Genomic DNA, 21,956 nt, shown 5'->3' on the forward strand with positions numbered 1-21,956 from the left:
CTGAAGGTTAAGAGGAGGAGTGCAAGCTCTGAATTGAAGCCCAGGTAAACGGCGGCCGTAACTATAACGGTCCTAAGGTAGCGAAATTCCTTGTCGGGTAAGTTCCGACCTGCACGAATGGCGTAACGACTTCCCCACTGTCTCCAGGACATGCTCAGCGAAATTGAATTCTCCGTGAAGATGCGGAGTACCCGCGGTTAGACGGAAAGACCCCGTGCACCTTTACTGCAGCTTCAGAGTGGCATTAGGAAAGAACTGTGTAGCATAGGTGGGAGGCTTTGAAGCATTGGCGCCAGCTGATGTGGAGCCATAGGTGAAATACCACCCTGTTGTTTTCTGATGTCTAACCTCGAACCATTAGCTGGTTCAGGGACCCTCTGTGGCGGGTAGTTTGACTGGGGCGGTCGCCTCCTAAAGAGTAACGGAGGCGCGCGAAGGTTGGCTCAGGCCGGTTGGAAACCGGCTGTTAGAGTGCAATGGCATAAGCCAGCCTGACTGCGAGACTGACAAGTCGAGCAGAGACGAAAGTCGGTCATAGTGATCCGGTGGTCCCTCGTGGAAGGGCCATCGCTCAACGGATAAAAGGTACGCCGGGGATAACAGGCTGATAACCCCCAAGAGCTCATATCGACGGGGTTGTTTGGCACCTCGATGTCGGCTCATCACATCCTGGGGCTGGAGCAGGTCCCAAGGGTTTGGCTGTTCGCCAATTAAAGTGGTACGTGAGCTGGGTTCAGAACGTCGCGAGACAGTTTGGTCCCTATCTGCCGTGGGCGTCGAAATTTGAGAGGAGTTGACCCTAGTACGAGAGGACCGGGTTGAACGTACCTCTGGTGTACCTGTCGTCGTGCCAACGGCGCAGCAGGGTAGCTATGTACGGACGGGATAACCGCTGAAAGCATCTAAGCGGGAAGCCTCCCTCGAGATAAGATTTCACAGGACGGTGAGAGACCATCACCTTGATAGATCGGATGTGGAAGTGCGGTAACGCATGGAGCTAACCGATACTAATCGTCCTATTCGCGCTTGAGAGTCCCACCATCAACGACAGCCCTGGCTGTCCAAGACGGTCGGATGATGAAAGCTCGACGCCAGAAACAACAAGCTCTTCAATGTGCACGCATCGATTTTAAACCTAACTCGTAACCCCGTCCGAATGGCATCCGCCATCTCGCCGGGGTCCCCGCGAACCATCATCTCGCGGGGCTGCCGCCGCCGGCTTCATTGCCTGGTGACCATAGCGTCGGTGTCCCACCCGATCCCATCCCGAACTCGGCCGTGAAACCCGACTGCGCCAATGGTACTATCGCTTAAGCGATGGAAGAGTAGGTCGTCGCCAGGCATTGCAGCCGGCGCGCATACGAGAAGAACCCATTCGCAAACTCGTCCCCAAAGGACACCGTCGCCTCCGCCACAAAGCGGAGGCGCTCGTGTCTCAAGGACAAAACTTCAGTGTCGCGGGGTGGAGCAGCCCGGTAGCTCGTCAGGCTCATAACCTGAAGGTCACAGGTTCAAATCCTGTCCCCGCAACCAAAACTAACAGAACAGCCCCCAGCGCCTCCGCGCTGGGGGCTGTTCTCGTTCTGGGCGAGTGTGAAAAGGTTCGATATCCTCGCTACGATTCGCACCACGCCTCAACCGTCTTCGCTGACATAGCTTGGTGCATGTTCGCCACGCACAAACAAAAAGGCGGCAGCCTCACGACGGCCCACTCCGGCTAGCTCTGGTTACTGCAAGGTACGCCAGCCCTCATCAGTTGATTGAGATTACGTAGAATTTGCGGAACGGGCGGTGAACTGTCCTCGTTGGATTACCATTCCCGAGGAGAAGGCAATGGCGGATCCAGCCCATACGGCGTCAGCGGACGATGCGCCGCTCTACACGTCGAAACATCGCGCGGCCGCGGTGGCGGCAGCGATGCATGGCTCGATCGATGCCCCGGCGGACGGCAATCCGGACGCACTGGTCGCGCGCAGCGTCACGATCAATCGACCGCCCGACGAGCTTTACGCCTATTGGCGCGATTTGCCGCAGCTCGCGACGTTTATGGAGAATGTCGAGCGGATTGAAATGCTCGACGATCTGCGCTCGCGCTGGGTAGTAAAGGCGCCGGCGGGCCGCGACGTCGAGTGGGTTGCGCAGATCACTGAGGATCGGCCGGGCGATGTGATCGCTTGGGCGTCCGAGGAGGGGGCCGAGGTGCCCAATAGCGGGCGCGTCGAGTTTCGCGACGCGTCGGGCGGACGCGGCACGGTCGTCACCGCGACGATCCTCTATGATCCGCCGGCAGGCGCGATCGGCAAGCTGATCGCCAAGCTGTTCCAGCGTGAGCCCGCGATCCAGGCGCGGCGTGACCTGCGCCGCTTCAAGCAACTGATGGAAACGGGCGAGATCGCCACCGGCGCCCGCAACCAGCGCCTCGTTCAGGAAGGAAAGAACTGATGCGCGCTCTGGCTTGGCACGGGAAGCACGACGTGCGCGTCGACACGGTTGACGATCCCGAGATCCTCAACCCGCGCGACGCGATCATCAAGATCACCTCGACCGCGATCTGCGGGTCGGACCTTCACCTCTACGACGGTTACATTCCGACGATGCAGTCGGGCGATATCCTCGGCCACGAATTCATGGGCGAAGTGGTCGAAACGGGGCCGAAATCGACGCTCAAGAAGGGGCAGCGCGTGGTCGTGCCCTTCACGATTTCGTGTGGGTCGTGCTTCCACTGCAGCAAACATCAATATTCGGCGTGCGACAACGGCCTGCCCGCGGACAATCAAGATATCGCGCAGTCGCTGTATGGCCAGCCGATGGCAGGCCTGTTTGGCTACAGCCACATGACGGGCGGCTATTCGGGCGGGCAGGCTGAGTATGTGCGCGTGCCGTTCAGCGACGTCGGCCCGATCGTGATCCCCGACGGCATCGAGGACGAGAAGGTGCTGTTCCTCTCCGACATCCTGCCGACCGGATGGATGGCGGCGGAGAATGCCGACATCGAGCCCGGCGATACTGTCGCGGTGTGGGGCTGCGGGCCGGTAGGGCTGTTCGCGATCCAGTCGGCGTTCCTGATGGGGGCGGAGCGGGTGATCGCGATCGACCACTTCCCGCATCGGCTCGAACTCGCCAAGCGCTTCGGCGCCGAGACCATCAACTTCGAGGAGAGCGCGACCTACGAGGCGCTGATGGAGATGACGGGCGGGATCGGCCCCGACGCGTGCATCGACTCGGTCGGCCTCGAGGCGCACGGGCTGTTCGTCGATAACATCGTCGATCAGATAAAGGCGTCGACCTTTCTCGGCACCGATCGCCCGCACTCGATCCGCCAGGCGATCGTCGCGTGTCGCAAGGGCGGCCGCGTCTCGATGCCCGCGGTGTACGGCGGGTTCGTCGACAAGTTTCCGCTCGGCGCATTCATGGAAAAGGGGCTGACGCTCAAGACCGGGCAGACGCACGTCCAGCATTACATGCCCGGTCTCCTCGCCGCGATCATGGAGGGGAAGATCGATACGACCTTCCTCATCAGCCACACTTTGCCGCTCGAGAACGCGCCCGATGGGTACCGCATGTTCCACGATCATCAGAACGAGGTGACCAAGGTCGTCCTGAAACCCGGCCTGGACCGCATCCAGCTCTGATCCCCCAGAACGGCGCGCCGTAGCGGCGGGCCAGGAGAAACAATCATGGCCGACAAATTGGCGATCATCACCGGCGCGTCGACCGGTATCGGGTTCGAACTGGCAAGCATCGCGGCACGCGAGGGCTACGACATCATCGTCGTCGCCGACGAGCCGCTGATCAACGCCGCCGCGCGCGATTTCGAGCAGTTCGGCACCAAGGTGGAGGCGGTCGAGGCGGATCTCTCGAGCATCGAGGGCGTCGACCGCGTACTCGATGCAGCGGCGGGGCGGCGGATCGATGTGGTGTGCGCCAATGCCGCGATCAGCAAGGGCGGGCCGTTCCTCGACGAGAGCGTCGCCGACTGGCGGCGATCGGTCGACACCAACATCACCGGCACCGTTTATCTGCTGCAGCGCACACTGCGCGACATGGTGGCGCGCAATTCGGGCAAGATCCTGGTGACGGGGTCGATCGCCGGGTACATCCCGGGCAGCTTCAACGCGATCTACAATGCGACCAAGGCGTTCGTCGACAATTTCACTGAGGCGCTGCGCGACGAGATCAAGGACGTCGACGGCGTCACGCTGACGACGCTGATGCCGGGGCCAACCGACACCGAGTTCTTCGCGCGCGCCGACATGCTCGATACGCCGGTGGGCAAAAGCGAGTCGAAGGCCGATCCGGCTAAGGTCGCGCAGGACGGATGGGACGCGCTGATCGCGGGCAAGGGGCATATCGTCTCTGGCCTGTCGAACAAGCTGCAGGTGATCGGATCGGGGCTGCTGCCGCAATCGGTGCTCGCGCAGATGCACCGCGGCATGGCGGAACCCGACGGCGGCAAGGAGTGATCGCCTAGCGATCCCCTGAGGCGATCGGGCAGGGCTTCCCCCGCGGCTCGATCCAATCAGGCCTGGCCAACGTGTCAGGCTGCTTCGCCCAACTCTCCTGCTAAGCCTGCACCGCTGGCGGCGATCGCCGCGCGCGAAAAGTGCTGGCAAGCGCGGACGGGCCCCGGCACACTCGTACGCGAGCCATCGGGATCGCCGCGCCGCGTGCGTGGCGACGGGTGAGGGGAGGGAAGGATGAGCAACCTGCCGCCGACGTTCGGCGAAGCGCTGGCGCGGCACGCGGTCGAGCGGCCCGATCAGGTCGCGCTGCGCTTCGAGGATCGCGTCACCGACTATGCGACGTTTGACGCGCATGCGAGCCAGATCGCCAACGGCTTGATCGCGATGGGGATGCGCAAGGGCGATCGCATCGCCTACCTTGGCAAGAACAGCGATTGGGCGGTCGAGCTTGCGCTCGGCGTAGCGCGGGCGGGGATGATCCTGGTCCCGGTGATCTGGCGGCTCGCGCCGGCGGAAGTCAACAGCATCCTCGCCGATTCGGGCGCCGAGATCCTGTTCGTCGAGCCGGCGTTCGAGCGGCTGTTCCCCGTGCCGACCGTGATCGTCCTCGACAATGGCTTCGCGCAGTGGCGCGACGCGCAGAGCGCCGTACCGCCCGCCGTCTCGGTCGACGAGGACGACGTCGTCCTCCAGCTCTACACCTCGGGCACCACCGGCGCGCCCAAGGGCGTGATGCTCAGTCATGCCAACGGTATCCGCCAGCGCCAGGCGCAGCTCGACGCGCAGGTCGACTGGCTGCTCGCCAATCCGGGCGACGCGACAATCATCGCGATGCCCTATGGCCATATCGGGGGGGTCGGCGTTGCGCTTGGCGCAGTCAACAGCGGCCAGGAACTCATCATCCACGCCGAATATGATGCGGGCGCGGTGATGGACGCGATTGCCGCGCATCGTGTGCGCCGGCTGTTCCTGGTGCCCGCCGCGATCGGGCTGATGCTGCAGCATCCCAAGGCCGCGACCGCCGATTTCTCGTCGATTGAGACGCTGTCCTACGGCGCCAGTCCGATCCCGCTGCCGCTGCTCCAGCAGGCGGTGGCGCGGATCGGCTGCGGCTTCGTCCAGGTCTACGGCATGACCGAGACGTGGGGCTCGATCGTCGCGCTGCCGCCCGAGGATCACCTGCCCGGCCGCGAGCACAAGATGACGGCGGCGGGCAAGGCGCTGCCCGGCGTCGAGCTGCGCATCCTCGACGAGGACGGCAACGACGTGCCGCCGGGGACGATCGGCGAAGTCGCGATTCGCAGCCCCAACAACACGCGCGGCTATTGGAACAAGCCTGAGGAGACCGCCAAGGCGCTGATCGGCGACGGCTGGCTGCGCACCGGCGATGCCGGGATCCTCGACGAGGAAGGCTATCTGTTCATCCAGGATCGCATCAAGGACATGATCATCACGGGTGCCGAGAACGTCTATCCCGCGGAGGTGGAGAGCGCGATCTACGGCCATCCCGCGGTCGCCGACGTCGCCGTGATCGGCGTGCCCGATCCCAAATGGGGCGAGGCGGTGAAGGCGATGGTCGTGCTGCACCCAGGCGCGGAAGCCGATGCCGTGGCGATCATCGGCCATGCGCGCGAGCGGATCGCCGGCTTCAAATGCCCCAAGAGCGTCGACTTCATCGACGCGCTGCCGCGCAACCCCTCGGGCAAGATCCTGCGTCGGACGCTGCGCGAGCCGTTCTGGGCCGGGCTCGATCGAAAGGTGAACTGATGGACTTCGCACGCACCGACGAGCAGCGAATGCTCGGCGAGACGCTCGACGCGATGCTGACGGTGGCGAGCAGCGACTGGCGGATCGTTGGCGAGGCAGGGCTCGACGCGCTCGGTATCGCAGCTGCCGACGATGGCCTGGGGGAGGAGGCGCGCGACGCGGCGGTCGTCGCTGCTGCGTTTGGCCGCGCCAACGTGGTGCTCCCTTGGGCGGAGCATTGGGTCGCGACGCGGCTCGGCGAGCGCGGCGATGGCGGCCCGCGCGCGGCCGATCCCGCGGCGGTGCTTGCGCGCGCAGGCAACCAGCGCGCCTGGGCCGAGGACGCGCTGACGGTGCTGCACTGCGCGGAGATCGTCGGTCTGTGTCGCACCATGCTGCGCGACGCGGCGCGCTTCGCCAAGGAGCGGCGGCAGTTCGGCGTCGCGATCGCGAGCTTTCAGGCGCTGCGCCACCGCATGGCGGACATGGCGATGACGCTCGAACTCGCCGCCGCGATGACCGATGTCGCGATCGATGCGCTCGACGCGGATGACGGGAACGAGGCGGTGCGCGCGAACGCAGTCTCCGCCGCGCGCGTGACGTGCGACGATGCCGCGCGACTCGTCGGCGAAGGCGCGGTGCAGATCCACGGCGCGATGGGGCTTACCGCCGAACTCGCGCTCGGCGGCTACTTCCGACGTGCCCGCACGCTAGCACAGGGCGATGGCACCGCGCGGGCGCACCTGCGCCGCTACGCCGCTTGATGGGGACGCTGCGGAACTGATGCGGATCAATGCCGTTGGATAAGCAAGCGATCGCATGGGCGGTCGCGCCCCTCGAACCAACGGAGCGCCATCATGGGTGAACTCACCGACAAGCTGTCCGCCGCGGGCAACAAGGTCGCCGGCAACGTCAAGGAAGCCGTCGGCAAGGCGACGGACAATGAGCGTCTTGAAGCCGAAGGCGAGGCGCAGCAGGCGAAGGGTACCGGCCAGGACGTCAAGGGCAGCGTCAAGGGCGCGCTCGGCGACAAGATCTGATCAATCCGCCATTGTGACGCGAGACGACCGCTCCCTGTCCGGGGGCGGCCGTTGTCGTTTGTGGGCTAAGCAGCCTGATCGACGACGACGCGCGCGATCAGATCGCGCTGGATCTCGTTAGATCCGGCGTAGATGCTGCTCGCGCGGTTGTTAAGATACTTGGGCATCGCGGTGGCGATCGCGTCGGGCGCGTCGTCGAGTGGCTGGTCCCATCCGGCGGCGATCTCGAGTGCGAGCAGGTCGATCCGCTGCGATGCCTCGGTCCCCAAGACTTTCAGCATCGACGGGCGCACGCCGTCCGCCGGCCCACGACCTTCGAGCACGGCGAGCTCGATTGCTCGCAGCGCGTCGATCGCGATCGCCTCGCGCGCCAGTCGCTCGCGGTTGCCCTCATGCCCGAGCCAGCCGATCGCTTCGGCCGCCTCGCGCACCATCGTCAGGTGCGCCGCGAGCCCCGGCGCGTAGCGACCGCCACGCTCGAACGTCAGCAGATGCTTGGCGACGGTCCACCCGTCATTCTCCGCGCCCAGCCGACCGCTCACCGGCACGCGAGCGTCGTCGAAGAACACCTGATTGAACTCATGTTCGCCGGCGAGCGTGGTGATCGGAGAGACGGTGACTCCCGGCGTGCTCATCTCGAGCAGCACGAAAGAAATGCCCGTTTGCGGCCGCCCCTCGGTGCTGGTGCGCACCAGGCAGAACATGCGGTTCGCGAAGTGCGCGTGCGTCGTCCAGATCTTTGAGCCGTTGAGGACGTAATCGTCGCCGTCGCGCACCGCGCGCAGCTTCAGCGAGGCGAGATCGGAGCCCGATCCCGGCTCCGAATAACCCTGGCACCAGTAATCGTCGCCCGACAGGATGCGCGGCAGCAGCTCGCCCTTCTGCTCCGGCGTGCCGTAATGCATGATCACCGGCGCGACCATCTTGAGCCCCATCGGCGACAGCGACGGCGCGTGCGCGCGGGCATATTCCTCCGCCCAGATATAACGCTGGATCTCGTTCCATCCCGTGCCGCCGTGTTCGATCGGCCAGTCGGGCGCGACCCAGCCCTGCGCGTGCAGGATCTTCTGCCACGGCACGGCGATATCGGGGTGAAGGAACACGCTGGTCCCACGCCGCGCGCCGCGCCGAAGCTCGGGCGTCAGCTTCTCGTCGAGAAAGGTGCGCACCTCGTCGCGAAAGGTGCGCGCGGCGGCGCTGTTCAGGCTCTCCATCGCGCCATCATGCGCAATGCCGCGCCGCTGTCCACCCTGACGCTCCTGCCAGGTTAGCCGCTTCACTTACGCATCGGGGCCGAGGAAGCCGTGCCCGGTGGCGATCTGGATCATCCGCGCGCGCGTCGTCGCCCCCAGTTTCTCGGCGGCGTTGCGCAGGTGGAAGCGCACCGTCGATACCGACAGCGTCAGGACCTTCGCGTGTGGCGACCACCCAGCCTTGCGCATCGCTGCGGATCAGGGCATCGCAACACCGTAACTGATGTTATGGTAGATAAAAGGGAGAGGGTGATGGCCGGTCGGTATGCAGGCAAACATGTGTTCGTCGCGGGGGCGTCGAGCGGGATCAATCTGGGCATCGCGCACGCCTTTGCCGCCGAAGGCGCCAAGGTAACCGTGCTGAGCCGCAGCGCTGACAAGATCGAGGCGGCGGCTGCCGGGCTGCACGACGCGGGTGCGGAGGCGATCGGCATCGCGTGCGACGTGCGCGACTATCCGGGGCTGGAGGCGGCCTATGCCGAGGCCACGGGTAAGTTCGGACCGATCGACGTCTTGATATCGGGCGCGGCGGGCAATTTCCTCGCACCCGCGGTCAAGCTGTCGGCGAACGCGTTCAAGACCGTCGTCGATATCGACCTGCTCGGCACGTTCAACGTGTTCCGCGCGAGCTACGATCACTTGGTGAGGCCCGGCGCGTCGCTGATCGCGATCACCGCCGGTCAGGCGGTCCATCCGTCGTCGTTCCAGATCCATGCCTGCGCCGCCAAGGCCGGCGTCAACATGGTAACGAAGTGTCTCGCGCTCGAATGGGGCCCGGCCGGCATCCGCGTCAACGGCATCTCGCCCGGCCCGATCGGTGATACCGAAGGCATGAAGCGTCTCGGCGGCGATCCGGCGCGCGAGCAGCAGATCAAGGGCCGCCTCGCGCTGCGCGACTATGGCACCAAGGCCGACGTGGCAGAGGCAGCGCTGTGGCTGTCGAGCCCTGAGGCGAAATACGTCACCGGCGCGATCCTCAACGTCGACGGTGGCAGCGACTTGGGCGACGCGAGCGCCAACGCGCTCGGCTGATCGAAAGCCGCGGCCGGCGATCAGGCGGGGCGGTTGACGCCGATCCCCAGATCCGCCGGCCCGAAGGCGTCCGGCAGTAGATCGGACAGGCGATAGTGCGCGATCGCATCGCCCTGCGCGCCGGCGCAATAGACGCGAACGTCACGTCCGCCGATCTGCGCGGCTTCGTTGATCACCTGACGGCAGCGGCCGCAGGGCCGGACGACATCCGCGCCGGTGATCGCGCCCGATCGGATCATCCCGCCGACGACGCCGATCGCGACGACGTCGCCCAGCCGCCCGCTCGCGCTCGCCGTCGCGATCGCTACCGTCTCCGCGCACAGCGACAGGCCGTAGCTCGCATTCTCGAAGTTGGCGCCCGGCACGATCGTGTCGTCCGCCAGCAGCACCGCCGCGCCGACGCCGAAATTGGAATAGGGGGCGTGCGCATGTTCCGCCGCCGCGCGCGCCGCTGCGATCAGCCGCGCCGCCTCGTCACCATGGTCCACGATATCGTTCATTGCGCCGCCACGTCCCAATTGATCGTTCCGTTCACCCCGTCGATCCGCCGCCGGTCGCTCGCGCGCCACATGCGCCACGGGCGCGAGGCATAGTCGGGCGCGAAGAAATTACCCTGTGCCCACAACGGACGCGGGATCGCACTTGCCAAATCGTATCGCCGTTCGACCGTGCGCGAGACGCGCAGCATCACCGGCGTGCCGGTATGCGCCTCGATCATGCTCGCCGCCTGCCGGATGGCGTCGACGAGCTGCTGACGCTCGGGCTGGGTGTCGCATCCCTCGACGGTGTCGATGTCGATCGCAGCAGGCAGTGCGCGGTCGTCGCGCGGTACGACGGTGTTGAACGCATTCGCCTGATCGATTGCCGGTTGGCACATCGACCAGACGTGAACCGCCCCGCGTCGCATGCCCGCGGCGGCGATGCCTTGCCAGTTCGTCTCGAACTGCCGGTCGCGTTGCACCGCGCCGTCGGTCGCGACAGCATAGGCGAAATCGGCGCCGCCGCCCGCCACGACCGGCCACTCGATCGCGCCGTTCGCCTCGCTCACGTCGACGCCCTGCACCGGATAGGTTTCGGTTGAGGGCCGCCAACGCGCGGCATATTGCCACCCCGCAACGCCAAGCACCGCCAGCGCGAGCACGATCAGGACGAAGCGGCCAATCCCGTACATCGCCTCAGCCCTTGATGTGCAGCACGCAGATCAGCGTGAACAGCCGCCGCGCGGTGTCGAAATCGACCTCTATCTTGCCCGCCAGCCGCTCGCGCAGCAGCTCGGCCGCCTCATTGTGAATCCCGCGCCGCGCCATGTCGACCGTCTCGATCTGCTGCGGCGTTGCCTGACGTATTGCTTGGAAGTAGCTGTCGCAGATTGCGAAATAGTCGCGGATTGGCCGGCGGAAACGCCCCATACCAAGAATATGCGCTTCGAGCGGCGAGCCGTCCTCGCGCTTGATCTGCATTGCCAGCCGCCCTTCCTCGACCGACAGCGCCAACCGGTACGGCCCGGCATAGCCGTCGGGGTGCTGCTTCTGCGGGGCGAAGTGATTGCCCTCGATAAGATCGAAGATCGCGATCCGCCGTTCCTGCTCGATATCGGCCGAGCGCCACAGGATCGTGCGTTCGTCCAGTTCGATGTCGATGATCCGCGGATCGGCCATCTGGTCGCGATAGAGACCAATTGTCGCTGCGACAATTCTCGTGTTCCACAGTTTCGCCGCGCGCCGGCAATGCGTAGAAGAGGTCGCATCATGGCGACTCTGGCTTTCCCGCAAGCGGCTCCGGCTGCCCCCGTCCACTTGCCCCGCAACGTTGAGGCGGAGGCCGCGATGCTCGGCGCGATGATGATCGACAACCGGCTGGCGGACGATATCGCCGACCAGCTCGATCCGCAGCATTTCTACGAACCGGTGCATGGCCGCGTCTTCGCGGCGATCAAGACGCTGCGGTCGAACGACATGCTCGCTACTCCCGTCACGCTACGCCCGATGTTCGAGGCGGACGAGGGGATGCGCGAGCTCGGCGGCCCGGCGTATCTCGCGCAGCTGACCGGATCGGGCGCGGGGCTGATCGGCGCGCGTCAGTTCGCCAAGCAGATCTACGATCTTGCGATGCTGCGCGCGCTGGTGACGGTGGGTCGCACGCTGGTCGATCGCGCGATGGACACGTCGGAGGAGGTGAACCCGCGCGCGCAGATCGAGCTTGCCGAAGAGGAATTGTTCAAGGTCGCAGCCGACGGGACGACCGAGAATGCGATCAAGAGCTTCGCGCAGGCGACCAAGGTCGCGCTGAAGATGGCGGAGACCGCGCTCAACTCGGGCGGCAAGGTTTCGGGCATCACGACCGGCTTCGATACGGTCAACGGCCGGATCGGCGGCATGCACCGTTCAGACCTTATGATCCTTGCCGGGCGCCCCGGCATGGGCAAGACGTCGCTCGCCACCAACATTGCGTTCAACGCCGCGCAGCGCTGGATGATGGACATGAAGGCAGGTATTGCGCCGAGCGAGTCGATCGGCGCCAAGGTCGCGTTCTTCAGCCTGGAAATGTCGGCCGACCAGCTCGCGACGCGTATCCTCGCCGAACAGTCGCGCATCACGTCGGAGAAGCTGCGCCGCGGCGACATCAGCCGCGCCGAGTTCCACCAGCTTGCCGCCGCCGCCGCCGATCTGGAAAGCCTGCCGCTGTTCATCGACGATACCGGCGGCCTGTCGATCAGTGCGCTGCACACGCGCGTTCGCCGGCTGCAGCGGCGTCACAATAACGAAATCGGTCTGGTTATCGTCGATTACCTCCAGCTCCTCAGCGGCAGCGGCAAATCGAGCGACGGCAATCGTGTGCAGGAAATCTCCGAGATCAGCCGCGGGTTGAAGACGCTGGCAAAGGATCTTCACGTCCCCGTGCTGGCGCTGTCGCAGCTCAGCCGCGCGGTCGAGCAGCGCGAGGACAAGCGCCCGCAGCTCTCGGACCTGCGCGAATCGGGGTCGATCGAGCAGGACGCGGACATGGTGTGGTTCGTGTTCCGCGAGGATTATTACGTCGCGGCGAAGGAGCCAAAGCGACCGACCGAGGGTGACAATTCGAAGATCTTCGAGGACCATGCGGCGTGGGCGAGCGACATGGAGCGCGTCTACGGTCTCGCCGAACTCATCATCGCCAAGCAGCGTCATGGCGCGACAGGGAAGGTGACGATGAAGTTCGATCCCAGCGTGACGCGGTTCAGCGACTACGCCGGCTATTGATCGGAATAGGTTCGCGTTGTTGGTGAGCACGTCTGAACCACGGCGCGCCTTCGGCCGCGGGGCGGCGCGTCAGAACGCGGGCTCTTCGCCCGGCTTCTCGGGCACGTGGATGCCACATTCCACCTTGTCCCAACCGCGCCAGCGCCCGGCGCGGGGATCCTCGCCCGGCAGCACCTTCGAGGTGCACGGCTTACACCCGATCGAGGGATAGCCGTCCGCCTCCAGCGGATGCCGCGGTAGTTCGTGCGTATCGAAATAGGCGTCGATACGCGCCTTGTCCCAGTCGGCGAGCGGATTGAGTTTCAGCCGTCCCTCGTCGATCTCGAACCGCGGCAGCGCGGCGCGGGTCTTCGACTGGAACCCCTTGCGGCCGGATATCCACGCGTCGAACGGCAGCAGCGCGCGGCGCAGCGGCTCTACCTTGCGCAGATCGCAGCAGCCGTCAGGATCATATGACCAGCGCAGCCCGGTCGCGTCCTTCGCCGCCAGCAGTCGCGGATCGGGCCGATAGACGCGCAGGTCGGTAAAGCCGAGCTGTTCGGCGAGTTGGTCACGATATTCAAGCGTTTCGCCGAACATCTTCTGCGTATTGGTGAAGATGACCGGCACGTCCTTGTCGACCCGCGCGATCATGTGCAGCAGCACCGCGGATTCGGACCCGAACGAGGACACCGCCGCCACCCGCCCGGCAAGGTCGCCGCTGAGCAGGATGCGCAGCATTTCCTGCGTTTCCACGCCCGCGAAGCGCGCCTCCATCGCCGCCGCATCTGCCTGGGTGAAGGCGGGCGTGACGTCGATCATGTCGAGGCGCCGCGCGGCCTCAGCCATGGCGCAGCTTCCACACCGGCACCGCCGCGTCGGCGGCGGACTGGTAATGGTAATCGTAGCGATCGAGGCTGCGCTGCAGCGTGTCCGGGTCAATCGGCGCCTCCGGCGCAAAGCTGTCGAACCCGCAGCGGCGCATGAACGGCAGCTGGTCGACCAGCACGTCGCCCGCTGCGCGGAGCTCACCGCTATAGCCCGCCTCGCGCAGTACGCGCGCCGCGGAATAGCCCCGACCGTCACGGAAGGTGGGGAAGCTCACTTCGATCAGCGCGAGCTGGCCGAGGTGCGGCAGCAGCGCGCGTGCGTCGTCGCCCGCTTCGATCCGCACCGCGCCGGCGTTGGTCTGTCCCTCGAGAAACGAGTCGAGCGTAACCGCCGGCTCGTCGTGCGCCTCGTCGTCGCGAAAACGCAGCAGCGCATCGGTGTTGCCGGCCAGATCAGCCATTGTAGATCGCCTCCTTGAACGCATCGAAGCCGACGCGGCGATAGGTATCGAGGAAGCGCTCGCCCGGCTCGCGGACTGCGACGAACTTGTCGGTGACGCGCTCGATCGCATCGACGATGCCGTCCTCGTCGAACCCAGGGCCGGTGATCTTGCCGAGGCTCACGTCCTCCGCGCCCGACCCGCCGAGCAGCAGTTGGTAATTCTCCTTGCCCTTACGGTCGACGCCTAGGATGCCGATGTGCCCGGCGTGGTGGTGGCCGCAGGCGTTGATGCAGCCCGATATCTTGAGCTTGAGCTCGCCCAGGTCGCGCTGCCGATCGAGATCCTTGAAGCGCGTCGCGATCTTCTGTGCCACCGGGATCGAGCGCGCGTTGGCGAGGCTGCAGTAATCGAGGCCGGGACAGGCGATGATGTCGCTGATGAGGTCGAGGTTCGCCTCGGCGAGCCCGGCCTCGGTCAGCGCTTGCCAGACGGCGTTGAGGTCCGCCTTGCGCACATGCGGCAGGACGATGTTCTGCGCATGCGTCACGCGAAGCTCGTCGAACGAGTAGCGCTGCGCGAGATCGGCCATCACATCGATCTGGTCGGCGCTCGCATCGCCGGGAATCCCGCCGACGGGCTTCAGCGAAATGTTGACGATGGCATAGCCCGGCGCCTGGTGCGATTTCACGTTCTGGTCGAGCCACACCGCGAAATCGGGATCGCTGCGGTCGACCGAGTCCGACGCGCTTGCCTCGAACGCGGGCGGCGCGAAGAAGGCGCTGATCCGATCGAATTCGGCGAGCGGGGGATCGATCCCCAGCGTCTTGACGTGCGCGAACTCCGCCTCGACCTGTCGACGATATTCATCCGCGCCAAGTTCATGGATCAGGATCTTGATGCGCGCCTTGTAGATGTTGTCGCGCCGGCCGTAGCGATTGTAGACGCGCAGGCACGCCTCGAGATAGCTCAGCAGATCGTCGGCACCGACGAAGTCCTTGATCTCGGGCGCGATCATCGGCGTGCGGCCCATGCCGCCACCGACGAACACGCGCCCGCCGAGAACGCCGTCGCGCTTCACCAGCTCGATGCCGATATCGTGCAGTCGCATCGCCGCGCGATCCTCGGGCGCCGCGATGACGGCGATCTTGAACTTGCGCGGCAGGTAGCTGAATTCGGGGTGGGAGGTGCTCCACTGGCGCAGCAACTCGGCCCAGGGGCGCGGATCGGCCACCTCGTCCGCGGCGGCGCCGGCATACTGGTCCGAACTAATGTTGCGGATGCAATTGCCGCTCGTCTGGATCGCGTGCATCTCGACCGTCGCTAGCTCGGCGAGAATGTCAGGCGCGTCCTCCAGCTTGATCCAATTGTACTGGATGTTCTGGCGCGTGGTGAAGTGGCCGTAACCACGGTCGTATTTACGCGCGATATGCCCCAGCATTCGCATCTGCCGGCTGTCGAGCGTGCCATAGGGCACCGCGACGCGCAGCATGTAGGCGTGGAGCTGCAGATAGAGGCCGTTCATCAGCCGCAGCGGCTTGAACTGATCCTCGCTGATCTGCCCCGCCAAGCGACGCTTCACCTGATCGCGGAACTCGTCGACCCGCGCGTCGACGATCGACTGGTCATATTGATCGTATTTATACATCGCGACTTTCGTCCAAATCTGCGGTTCGCGGAAGGCCTGGAGCGGCGTTACGCGGGAAGGGAAAGTAGAAGGGCAGGGCGGCGTGTCAGCCGCGCCCGATGATGCGTCTCAGATCACCCAGCTTCCTGCGTCGGCATCGGCGGGCTTCAGCGTCAGATCGGGGCGCACGGTCGGGCCGAGCGCACGAATGCGATCCTTGATGTGCGCCGGGCGCGGGCCTTCCGCGGTCGCCGTCGCATCGATCACATAGGGACCGTTGACGCGCCGCGCGCCTTCCTCGGCCTTGGCGATCGCCTCGCCCTTATCGGCGACGTCGACGGCATCCTCGACGTGGCGCGACCAGCCGTTGCCGGTCCACCACGTCACGTCGCCAGTCGGCAAATCGTTGCCCGTCAGCAGTTTCATGCGTTCAATCCCTCCGCGGCGCGCGCCCAGGCGACCAGCTTGTCCTCGGCGTCGGACAGTTCGACGACCTCGCCGACGACGATGATCGCCGGGCTCGCCACCGCCTCGCGTTCCACCATCGGGCCAAGATCGGCAAGCAGCGTCTTGAGCGCGCGATGCCCCGGCAGCGTACCCTTCTCGAGCACGGCGACAGGCATGTCGGGTGCGACGCCGTCGGCCATCAGCTTGTCGGCGATCGCCTCGGCGGTCGCGACACCCATGTAGATCACCAGCGTCCGACCCTGGCCGGCGAGACCGGCCCAGTCCTGCTCGGTCAGCCCCTTGCACTGGCCGGCGACGAAGCTGACCGCGCTCGAATGGTCGCGGTGCGTCAGCGGCAGCATCGCCTCCGCCGCGCAACCGAGCGCAGCCGACACGCCCGGCACCACTTCCACCGGCAGGCCGGCAGCGCGAACCGCCTCGACCTCCTCGCCGCCGCGCCCGAAGATGAACGGATCGCCGCCCTTCAGCCGCACGACGATACTCCCTGCGCGGACGTGCGCGACGATGAGCGCATTGATCGCCTCCTGCGGCAGCGTGTGGCGCGCGCGCCGCTTCGCGACCGAAATGCGATGCGCGCCGGCCGGCGCAATATCGAGCACGCGCGAATCGATCAGGCCGTCATGAACGACAACGTCGGCGACGCGCAGCGCCTCGACCGCGCGCACCGTCAACAGGACGGGATCGCCGGGGCCGGCGCCAACGAGGATGACGCGCCCGCGCGCGTCCGGATCGAGAAGGCTGATCATGCCAAAGGAGATGGGCGAGGCGCGAATGAGCGGCAACCGAGCGATGCTTGGCGTCGGCGTAGGTTAGCTATCGGTGGAGCGGCGGGGAGATTGCCGGCCTTCTAGGCCTATCGGGCCGGTGCCGCCGCGAGCCATAAACCGGTGGCGGTGCCGGGGCGCGGATTACAGGATCGGCGAAAGATGCGCCGACGGCCACGCAAAAAAGAAGGGGCGACCCAGCGGGCCGCCCCCCCGACAGATCAGTTGCTGTCCGAATCGTCGTTGTCGTCGACGACGAGGTAGATGCCACCAGCGACGATCAGCGCAGCGAGGATCGCCGGAACGATCGACACGCCAGCGAGGCGGTCGCCCTTCGCGGTCGCGGTGCCGGCACGCGCCGACTTGGCAACCGAGAGCTTGGCGGCAGGCGAGGTCGCCGGCGCGGCCGAGGCGGCGACGGGCGCGAGGACGAGCGCGGTGGCGCTCAGGCTGGTCAGGAACTTGGTCATCATATCGTTTCTCCTGTTAATGCAGGCAGCGAGAGGCGGCGAACTGCGAAGAGCTTATCTGGACGCGACTTTGCCGCACTGCGACACCCCTGTCGTACGGCCTGCGCGTTTTTCGCGACGGTTGTGCCATTTGTGCCACGCCGGGCCTGTCACCAGATCGGCTTCCGTCGGCGCGCTCAGCCGTCGCGCAGCCCGATCCCAATCGAGGCGCGCGCGGCATCGGCTTCGTTCGAGACGACCGGATAGGCGCAATAATCGGCGGCGTAATAGGCGCTCGGCCGGTGGTTACCCGACCAGCCGATCCCACCGAACGGCGCGGCCGACGAAGCGCCGTTGGTCGGCCGGTTCCAATTGACGATCCCTGCGCGCGCACCGGCCCAAAAGCGATCGTAAAGCGCCGGCGTCTGGCTGATCAGCGAGGCGGACAGGCCGTAGCGCGTGTTGTTCGCCTCCGCGATCGCCGCCTCGAAATCGGATAGCCGGACAACCTGCAGGATCGGTCCGAACAGTTCGAGATCGGGGCGGTCGGCCACGTCGGTCATGTCGATCAGGCCGGGGCCGAGGAATGGCCTGTCTGCCACAGGGCGTTCGAGATGCCGGATCACCTTGCCGCCGCGCATCAGCAGCGCGAGGAAGCTCTCCGTCAGCTGGTCGGCGGTATCGTTGTCGATCACCGGCCCCATGAAGGGCGAGGGGTCGTCGTGCGGCGCGCCGATGATCAGGCGGGCGAGCAGTCGATTGATCTGGTCGAGCAGCGGGTCCGCCAGCCGCTCGTCGACGATCAATCGTCGTGCCGCGGTGCAGCGCTGGCCCGCAGTGGTGAACGCCGATTGGATCACGAGAACGGCGGCGGTGTAGATTTCGGGCGTGTCCCATACTACGATCGGGTTGTTGCCGCCCATCTCCAGCGCGAGGATCTTCTCCGGCTTCTCAGCGAAGGCGCGGTTGAGCGCGATTCCGGTGCGCGCCGATCCGGTGAACAGCAGCCCGTCGATGTCGGCATGCGCGGCGAGCGCGCGGCCCTCTTCGGGACCGCCGATGACGAGACGGATGGACTCCTCCGGCACGCCCGCCGCGCGGTAGCATTCGACAAGGAAGGCGCCCGTCGCCGGCGTCTTCTCCGATGGCTTGAAGACCACGGCGTTGCCCGCGATCAGCGCCGGGACGATATGGCCGTTGGGCAGATGCGCCGGGAAATTGTACGGCCCCAGCACAGCGAGCACGCCGTGCGGCTTGTGGCGCAGCGCCATGCGCGATCCCATCGGCGCGTCGAGCCGCCGCTGCGCGGTCCGATCGGCATAGGCGCTGACGGAGATATCGACCTTGCCGATTACGGTGTCGACTTCGGTGCGTGCCTCCCACAGCGGCTTGCCCGTCTCGCGCGCGATGATGTCGGCGAAGGCGTCCTGCCGCTGGCGCACCACGTTGGCAAAGCGCCGCATCGTCTCGATACGATAGGTCAGCGGGCGCGCCGCCCAGGTCGCCCAGCCGCCACGCGCCGCCGCCACTTCCGCGTCGACGTCGCCGATCGGCCCGCGCCACAGTTCCGCGCCGGTCGCGGGTTCGAAGGAGACGATCTCGCTCAAGGGCAAACCTCTGGTACGCTGCCCGCACGCGATGGGCATTCGCCCGCCCTTACGAGACTTGCCCGGCGCGAGACAAGCCGCCCGCGAGGAGGCCGACGTAGGCGCGGCGCCGGCTTGCGGGCTGACCGGCGGACGTGGATAGGGGCCGGACGCGCTAGGAGGGCGGGCATGGCCGCGTGGCAGGATCTGTTTTGGTGGTCGGGTGATGGGCTGCGGCTGCATGCGCGCGACTTTCCAGGCGACGGAGCCAGCGGGAACGAGGCATTGCCGGTGCTCTGCCTGCCCGGGCTGACGCGCAACGCACGCGACTACGACACGCTTGCCCGCCGCCTATCGGGGCGCCGGCGCGTGCTCGCGATCGACCTGCGCGGGCGCGGTGAGAGCGCCTATGCCAAGGACCCGATGAGCTACGTTCCGCTCACCTACGCGCAGGATATCGCCGCGTTGCTCGCCGATCAGGGGATCGATCGCTTCGTCGCGGTCGGCACGTCGCTCGGCGGGATCGTGACGATGCTGCTCGCGGGCATGCTGCCGGGGCGCATCGCGGGCGCGCTGCTCAACGATGTCGGGCCCGAGATCGAAGCCGCCGGGCTGCACCGCATCCGCGGCTATGTCGGCAAGTCGAGCGCCTGGCCGACATGGATGCACGCTGCGCGCGCGACGCAGGAGGCGAATGCCGACATTTATCCCGATTGGGGGATCGAGGAGTGGCTGGCGATGGCGAAGCGGCTCTATCGGCTCAACAGCGCCGGCCGCATCGTGCTCGACTATGATCTCAAGATCGCCGAGCCGTTCCGCGTGCCGGGCAACGAGGCCGGGCCCGACATGTGGCGTGCGCTCGCCTCGCTCACGCCGGCACCGGTGCTGATCGTGCGCGGCGGGCGATCCGATATCCTGAGCGCGGCTACCGCCGACCGCATGGTCGCGGCGCTGCCCGATGCCGAGCTCGTCACGCTGCCCGGCATCGGCCACGCGCCGACGCTTGCCGAGGCCGGCGTGCAGGGCGCGATCGACCGGCTGTTGGAACGCGCCGGCAAGGAACCGCCAAGCCGCTGAAACGTCGGGGCTTCGACCAGACGGGAGCCACGATGACTGACCTTTCCGACGCGCATACCGGCGCCACGCCGCTCGCCGGCCGCCGCATCCTCGTGACCGGCGGGACGACCGGGATCGGCCGCGCGATCGCCGTGCTGCTCGCCAGCGAGGGCGCGAAGGTCTTCATTTGCGGCCGCGACCAACAACATCTTGCCGACGCGCTGGCCCGCATTCGCGAGGTGGGCGAGGGAGACGGCCTGTCGATCGACCTGGCAGAGGCGGACAATGTCGACCGGCTGTTCGCTGCGGCGACCAACTATCTCGGTGGCCTCGACGTCGCTGTCGTCAACGCCGCGCGCCACGCCGAGGGGCTCACTGAAATGAGCGAGGCCGATCTGCGCTACACGATCGGCAGCAACTTCACCGGCTATCTCCTGTCGGCGCAGGCCGCCGCCAAGGCGATGGGCGCCTATGGCGAGGATGCGAAGGGGCAGGGCGATATCGTCCTCGTCGGATCGATGAGCGCCTATGTCCTCGGGCCCGGTTCCACCGTCTATGCCGGGATCAAGTACGGCATCCAGGGCTTCGCGATCGCGCTGCGTCGCGAGCTCGGCAAGAAGGGCGTGCGTGTCTCGTTGGTCGAGCCGGGCCTCACCGGCAGCGACATGGTCAAAGATGGAGAGAACCAGGTCGAGCGGATCAACAAGGAAGAGATGCTGCGCGCCGAGGATATCGCGATCGGCGTCCACTATCTGCTGACGCAGCCGCGCCGCGCGGTCGTGCAGCAGATCACCATCTCGCCGCGCATGCAGGACCTGGAATGACCTTTCCGCTCGACCACCTCATCTTTGCCCCCGACGACGTCGATCTCTCGCGCTCCCCGCTCGCCGGGCAGATCGACGAGGAGACCTACGTCCTCGGCGCATTCAATCCGGGGATGACGCGGCTGCCCAACGGCAACCTCCTGCTGATGGTGCGGATCGCCGAGGCGCTGCGTACCCCGATCCGCGACGGTCACGTCCGCGCGATCCGTTGGGAAGGCGGCGACGCGGGCGGCAGCTATGCGCTCGACCCCTGGCCGCTCCAGCTCGTCGACACTGCCGATCCGCGCAAGTTCATGATGCGCGGCGGCGGGTGGAAGGTGATGGCGCTCACCTCGCTGTCGTGGCTGCTGCCGGTCGAGCTCGATCCCGAGGGGCGCCGCGTCGAGGCGGTACACTACGACCATGCGATCGCGCCGCGTGCCGGCTATCAGAATTATGGCGTCGAGGACGCGCGGATCAGCCGCGTCGGCGACCGCTATCTGATGACGACCTGCTCGGTCAGTCCCGAGCGACATTCGACCACGCTTTATACCAGCGCCGACGCGCGCGACTGGCAGCTCGAGGGCATCGTCCTCGATCACCAGAACAAGGACATGCTGATCTTCGAGGGCATGATCGGCGGCAAGTTCTGGGCGCAGACGCGGCCGCTCGGCGATCTCTACTTCGCCTATCCCCCCGGCAGCGAGTGGCGCGCCGGCCCGTCGATCAACCTCGCCTCGTCGCCCGACGCCTTGCACTGGAAACCGAGCGATCACCCCGGCATCCGTCCGCACGCCGCAACGGTCTCGACGGCGCGGATGGGCGGCGGCGCGCAGCCGGTGTTGACGCAGGTCGACGGGCAGGAGGGGTGGCTGACGCTGTGGCACGGTGTCGAGCCATCGGGCGTCGTCGGCATCTACCGCACCTATTGGACGCTGCTCGACAAGGATGAGCCGTGGCGCACACTCGCCACCAATCACACGGCGCTGCTCGAGCCGAACCCGGCGGTGACCGAGCCGCTGAAACATCAGCTCTATCTCGACAACGTGGTTTTCACGACGGGGCTGGTCGACGGCGGCGATCACTGGATTGTCGCGAGCGGCGAGGCCGATCTCGCCTGTCGCATCACGCACATCCCCAAGACGGCGATCACCGCCCGCGGGTGATCGCCCAGCCGCCGC

23 protein-coding genes, 1 tRNA gene and 2 rRNA genes (1 of these 26 running past the window's edge) are annotated in these 21,956 nt (G+C 66.3%); 14 read left to right on the forward strand and 12 right to left on the reverse strand.

Going from position 1 to position 21,956, the window contains the following annotated elements; all coding sequences use genetic code 11:
- The 9 genes from F1C10_RS02205 to F1C10_RS02245 all read left to right on the forward strand — a co-directional run.
- Positions 1-1,031 (forward strand): 23S ribosomal RNA (locus F1C10_RS02205); it begins 1,747 nt to the left of the window's first position.
- 196 nt (positions 1,032-1,227) lie between these two features.
- Positions 1,228-1,342: ribosomal RNA gene (gene rrf / locus F1C10_RS02210) — 5S ribosomal RNA — on the forward strand.
- Between the two features lie 114 nt (positions 1,343-1,456).
- Positions 1,457-1,533, forward strand: a tRNA-Met gene (locus F1C10_RS02215).
- 300 nt (positions 1,534-1,833) lie between these two features.
- Positions 1,834-2,442 (forward strand): SRPBCC family protein, encoded by a 609-nt coding sequence (locus tag F1C10_RS02220; RefSeq protein ID WP_185208417.1) that lies wholly within the window; start codon positions 1,834-1,836, stop codon positions 2,440-2,442.
- A complete protein-coding gene (locus tag F1C10_RS02225) occupies positions 2,442-3,632 on the forward strand; it encodes a zinc-dependent alcohol dehydrogenase (protein WP_185208419.1) in 1,191 nt (396 codons plus the stop codon). The genes F1C10_RS02220 and F1C10_RS02225 overlap by 1 nt, the downstream gene beginning before the upstream one ends.
- 45 nt (positions 3,633-3,677) lie before the next feature.
- On the forward strand, positions 3,678-4,463 hold the full coding sequence (locus tag F1C10_RS02230) for an SDR family oxidoreductase (RefSeq protein WP_185208421.1): 786 nt from the start codon (positions 3,678-3,680) through the stop codon (positions 4,461-4,463).
- Positions 4,464-4,697: 234 nt separating this feature from the next.
- Complete coding sequence (locus tag F1C10_RS02235; RefSeq protein WP_185208423.1) at positions 4,698-6,230, forward strand: fatty acid--CoA ligase; 1,533 nt, start codon at positions 4,698-4,700, stop codon at positions 6,228-6,230.
- On the forward strand, positions 6,230-6,973 hold the full coding sequence (locus F1C10_RS02240; protein ID WP_185208425.1) for an acyl-CoA dehydrogenase family protein: 744 nt from the start codon (positions 6,230-6,232) through the stop codon (positions 6,971-6,973). Before F1C10_RS02235 ends, F1C10_RS02240 begins: the two co-directional genes overlap by 1 nt.
- A 93-nt stretch (positions 6,974-7,066) precedes the next feature.
- On the forward strand, positions 7,067-7,249 hold the full coding sequence (locus F1C10_RS02245) for a CsbD family protein (protein ID WP_185208427.1): 183 nt from the start codon (positions 7,067-7,069) through the stop codon (positions 7,247-7,249).
- Between the two features lie 65 nt (positions 7,250-7,314).
- Here F1C10_RS02245 and F1C10_RS02250 read toward each other — a convergent pair whose 3' ends face one another.
- Together F1C10_RS02250 and F1C10_RS02255 are read right to left on the reverse strand one after the other, a co-directional pair.
- Positions 7,315-8,529, reverse strand: coding sequence for an acyl-CoA dehydrogenase family protein (locus F1C10_RS02250; protein WP_308458073.1), 1,215 nt, complete (start codon positions 8,527-8,529; stop codon positions 7,315-7,317).
- Positions 8,530-8,691 carry a LuxR C-terminal-related transcriptional regulator gene (locus F1C10_RS02255; RefSeq protein WP_185208429.1) on the reverse strand — a complete coding sequence of 54 codons (162 nt, stop codon included), beginning with the start codon at positions 8,689-8,691 and terminating at the stop codon, positions 8,530-8,532.
- 63 nt (positions 8,692-8,754) lie between these two features.
- Between F1C10_RS02255 and F1C10_RS02260 the strand changes: the two genes are divergently transcribed.
- Positions 8,755-9,534, forward strand: a complete 780-nt coding sequence (locus tag F1C10_RS02260; protein ID WP_185208431.1) for an SDR family oxidoreductase — start codon at positions 8,755-8,757, stop codon at positions 9,532-9,534.
- 20 nt (positions 9,535-9,554) lie between these two features.
- Here the strand turns inward: F1C10_RS02260 and F1C10_RS02265 are convergent, their stop codons facing one another.
- From F1C10_RS02265 to F1C10_RS02275, 3 genes are read right to left on the reverse strand one after another with little or no spacing between them, the layout of a single operon-like run.
- Positions 9,555-10,034, reverse strand: coding sequence for a cytidine deaminase (locus F1C10_RS02265; protein ID WP_185208433.1), 480 nt, complete (start codon positions 10,032-10,034; stop codon positions 9,555-9,557).
- Positions 10,031-10,705 (reverse strand): GH25 family lysozyme, encoded by a 675-nt coding sequence (locus tag F1C10_RS02270; protein ID WP_185208435.1) that lies wholly within the window; start codon positions 10,703-10,705, stop codon positions 10,031-10,033. The genes F1C10_RS02265 and F1C10_RS02270 overlap by 4 nt, the downstream gene beginning before the upstream one ends.
- Positions 10,706-10,709: 4 nt before the next feature.
- On the reverse strand, positions 10,710-11,192 hold the full coding sequence (locus F1C10_RS02275; RefSeq protein WP_185208436.1) for a UPF0262 family protein: 483 nt from the start codon (positions 11,190-11,192) through the stop codon (positions 10,710-10,712).
- Between the two features lie 90 nt (positions 11,193-11,282).
- On the opposite strand from F1C10_RS02275, the gene F1C10_RS02280 reads away from it, so the two are divergent.
- Positions 11,283-12,773, forward strand: a complete 1,491-nt coding sequence (locus F1C10_RS02280; protein ID WP_185208438.1) for a replicative DNA helicase — start codon at positions 11,283-11,285, stop codon at positions 12,771-12,773.
- Between the two features lie 69 nt (positions 12,774-12,842).
- Here F1C10_RS02280 and F1C10_RS02285 read toward each other — a convergent pair whose 3' ends face one another.
- The 7 genes from F1C10_RS02285 to astD form a co-directional block, all read right to left on the reverse strand.
- Positions 12,843-13,601, reverse strand: a complete 759-nt coding sequence (locus F1C10_RS02285; protein ID WP_185208439.1) for a phosphoadenylyl-sulfate reductase — start codon at positions 13,599-13,601, stop codon at positions 12,843-12,845.
- Entirely contained in the window at positions 13,594-14,043 is a 450-nt protein-coding gene (locus tag F1C10_RS02290) for a DUF934 domain-containing protein (protein WP_185208441.1), read from the reverse strand. Before F1C10_RS02290 ends, F1C10_RS02285 begins: the two co-directional genes overlap by 8 nt.
- Positions 14,036-15,670, reverse strand: a complete 1,635-nt coding sequence (locus tag F1C10_RS02295) for a nitrite/sulfite reductase (protein WP_185208443.1) — start codon at positions 15,668-15,670, stop codon at positions 14,036-14,038. Before F1C10_RS02295 ends, F1C10_RS02290 begins: the two co-directional genes overlap by 8 nt.
- A 108-nt stretch (positions 15,671-15,778) precedes the next feature.
- A complete protein-coding gene (locus tag F1C10_RS02300; protein ID WP_085809398.1) occupies positions 15,779-16,075 on the reverse strand; it encodes a DUF2849 domain-containing protein in 297 nt (98 codons plus the stop codon).
- Complete coding sequence (gene cobA / locus F1C10_RS02305) at positions 16,072-16,863, reverse strand: uroporphyrinogen-III C-methyltransferase (protein WP_185208444.1); 792 nt, start codon at positions 16,861-16,863, stop codon at positions 16,072-16,074. Before cobA ends, F1C10_RS02300 begins: the two co-directional genes overlap by 4 nt.
- A 239-nt stretch (positions 16,864-17,102) precedes the next feature.
- Positions 17,103-17,351 (reverse strand): hypothetical protein, encoded by a 249-nt coding sequence (locus F1C10_RS02310; protein WP_185208446.1) that lies wholly within the window; start codon positions 17,349-17,351, stop codon positions 17,103-17,105.
- Positions 17,352-17,527: 176 nt separating this feature from the next.
- Positions 17,528-18,976, reverse strand: coding sequence for a succinylglutamate-semialdehyde dehydrogenase (gene astD / locus F1C10_RS02315; RefSeq protein WP_185208448.1), 1,449 nt, complete (start codon positions 18,974-18,976; stop codon positions 17,528-17,530).
- A gap of 129 nt (positions 18,977-19,105) precedes the next feature.
- Between astD and F1C10_RS02320 the strand changes: the two genes are divergently transcribed.
- The 3 genes from F1C10_RS02320 to F1C10_RS02330 are packed head-to-tail and all read left to right on the forward strand — an operon-like array spanning position 19,106 to position 21,941.
- Positions 19,106-19,993: an alpha/beta fold hydrolase gene (locus F1C10_RS02320; protein ID WP_185208450.1), complete on the forward strand. Its 888-nt coding sequence runs from the start codon at positions 19,106-19,108 to the stop codon at positions 19,991-19,993.
- 32 nt (positions 19,994-20,025) lie between these two features.
- A complete protein-coding gene (locus F1C10_RS02325; RefSeq protein WP_185208452.1) occupies positions 20,026-20,796 on the forward strand; it encodes an SDR family oxidoreductase in 771 nt (256 codons plus the stop codon).
- Entirely contained in the window at positions 20,793-21,941 is a 1,149-nt protein-coding gene (locus tag F1C10_RS02330; protein ID WP_185208454.1) for a glycosidase, read from the forward strand. The genes F1C10_RS02325 and F1C10_RS02330 overlap by 4 nt, the downstream gene beginning before the upstream one ends.
- The last annotated feature ends 15 nt before the right edge of the window (positions 21,942-21,956 follow it).

The sequence above is a fragment of the Sphingomonas sp. NBWT7 genome, assembly GCF_014217605.1.
Taxonomy (GTDB): Bacteria; Pseudomonadota; Alphaproteobacteria; order Sphingomonadales; family Sphingomonadaceae; genus Sphingomonas.

Excerpts from the sequence above, each read along its gene's own strand:
- F1C10_RS02220 (WP_185208417.1), top strand. The coding sequence starts at position 1,834 with ATGGCGGATCCAGCCCATACGGCGTCAGCGGACGATGCGCCGCTCTAC.
- F1C10_RS02225 (WP_185208419.1), top strand. The coding sequence starts at position 2,442 with ATGCGCGCTCTGGCTTGGCACGGGAAGCACGACGTGCGCGTCGACACG.
- F1C10_RS02230 (WP_185208421.1), top strand. The coding sequence starts at position 3,678 with ATGGCCGACAAATTGGCGATCATCACCGGCGCGTCGACCGGTATCGGG.
- F1C10_RS02235 (WP_185208423.1), top strand. The coding sequence starts at position 4,698 with ATGAGCAACCTGCCGCCGACGTTCGGCGAAGCGCTGGCGCGGCACGCG.
- F1C10_RS02240 (WP_185208425.1), top strand. The coding sequence starts at position 6,230 with ATGGACTTCGCACGCACCGACGAGCAGCGAATGCTCGGCGAGACGCTC.
- F1C10_RS02245 (WP_185208427.1), top strand. The coding sequence starts at position 7,067 with ATGGGTGAACTCACCGACAAGCTGTCCGCCGCGGGCAACAAGGTCGCC.
- F1C10_RS02255 (WP_185208429.1), bottom strand. The coding sequence starts at position 8,691 with ATGCGCAAGGCTGGGTGGTCGCCACACGCGAAGGTCCTGACGCTGTCG.
- F1C10_RS02260 (WP_185208431.1), top strand. The coding sequence starts at position 8,755 with ATGGCCGGTCGGTATGCAGGCAAACATGTGTTCGTCGCGGGGGCGTCG.
- F1C10_RS02265 (WP_185208433.1), bottom strand. The coding sequence starts at position 10,034 with ATGAACGATATCGTGGACCATGGTGACGAGGCGGCGCGGCTGATCGCA.
- F1C10_RS02270 (WP_185208435.1), bottom strand. The coding sequence starts at position 10,705 with ATGTACGGGATTGGCCGCTTCGTCCTGATCGTGCTCGCGCTGGCGGTG.
- F1C10_RS02275 (WP_185208436.1), bottom strand. The coding sequence starts at position 11,192 with ATGGCCGATCCGCGGATCATCGACATCGAACTGGACGAACGCACGATC.
- F1C10_RS02280 (WP_185208438.1), top strand. The coding sequence starts at position 11,283 with ATGGCGACTCTGGCTTTCCCGCAAGCGGCTCCGGCTGCCCCCGTCCAC.
- F1C10_RS02285 (WP_185208439.1), bottom strand. The coding sequence starts at position 13,601 with ATGGCTGAGGCCGCGCGGCGCCTCGACATGATCGACGTCACGCCCGCC.
- F1C10_RS02290 (WP_185208441.1), bottom strand. The coding sequence starts at position 14,043 with ATGGCTGATCTGGCCGGCAACACCGATGCGCTGCTGCGTTTTCGCGAC.
- F1C10_RS02295 (WP_185208443.1), bottom strand. The coding sequence starts at position 15,670 with ATGTATAAATACGATCAATATGACCAGTCGATCGTCGACGCGCGGGTC.
- F1C10_RS02300 (WP_085809398.1), bottom strand. The coding sequence starts at position 16,075 with ATGAAACTGCTGACGGGCAACGATTTGCCGACTGGCGACGTGACGTGG.
- cobA (WP_185208444.1), bottom strand. The coding sequence starts at position 16,863 with ATGATCAGCCTTCTCGATCCGGACGCGCGCGGGCGCGTCATCCTCGTT.
- F1C10_RS02310 (WP_185208446.1), bottom strand. The coding sequence starts at position 17,351 with ATGACCAAGTTCCTGACCAGCCTGAGCGCCACCGCGCTCGTCCTCGCG.
- astD (WP_185208448.1), bottom strand. The coding sequence starts at position 18,976 with ATGCCCATCGCGTGCGGGCAGCGTACCAGAGGTTTGCCCTTGAGCGAG.
- F1C10_RS02320 (WP_185208450.1), top strand. The coding sequence starts at position 19,106 with ATGGCCGCGTGGCAGGATCTGTTTTGGTGGTCGGGTGATGGGCTGCGG.
- F1C10_RS02325 (WP_185208452.1), top strand. The coding sequence starts at position 20,026 with ATGACTGACCTTTCCGACGCGCATACCGGCGCCACGCCGCTCGCCGGC.
- F1C10_RS02330 (WP_185208454.1), top strand. The coding sequence starts at position 20,793 with ATGACCTTTCCGCTCGACCACCTCATCTTTGCCCCCGACGACGTCGAT.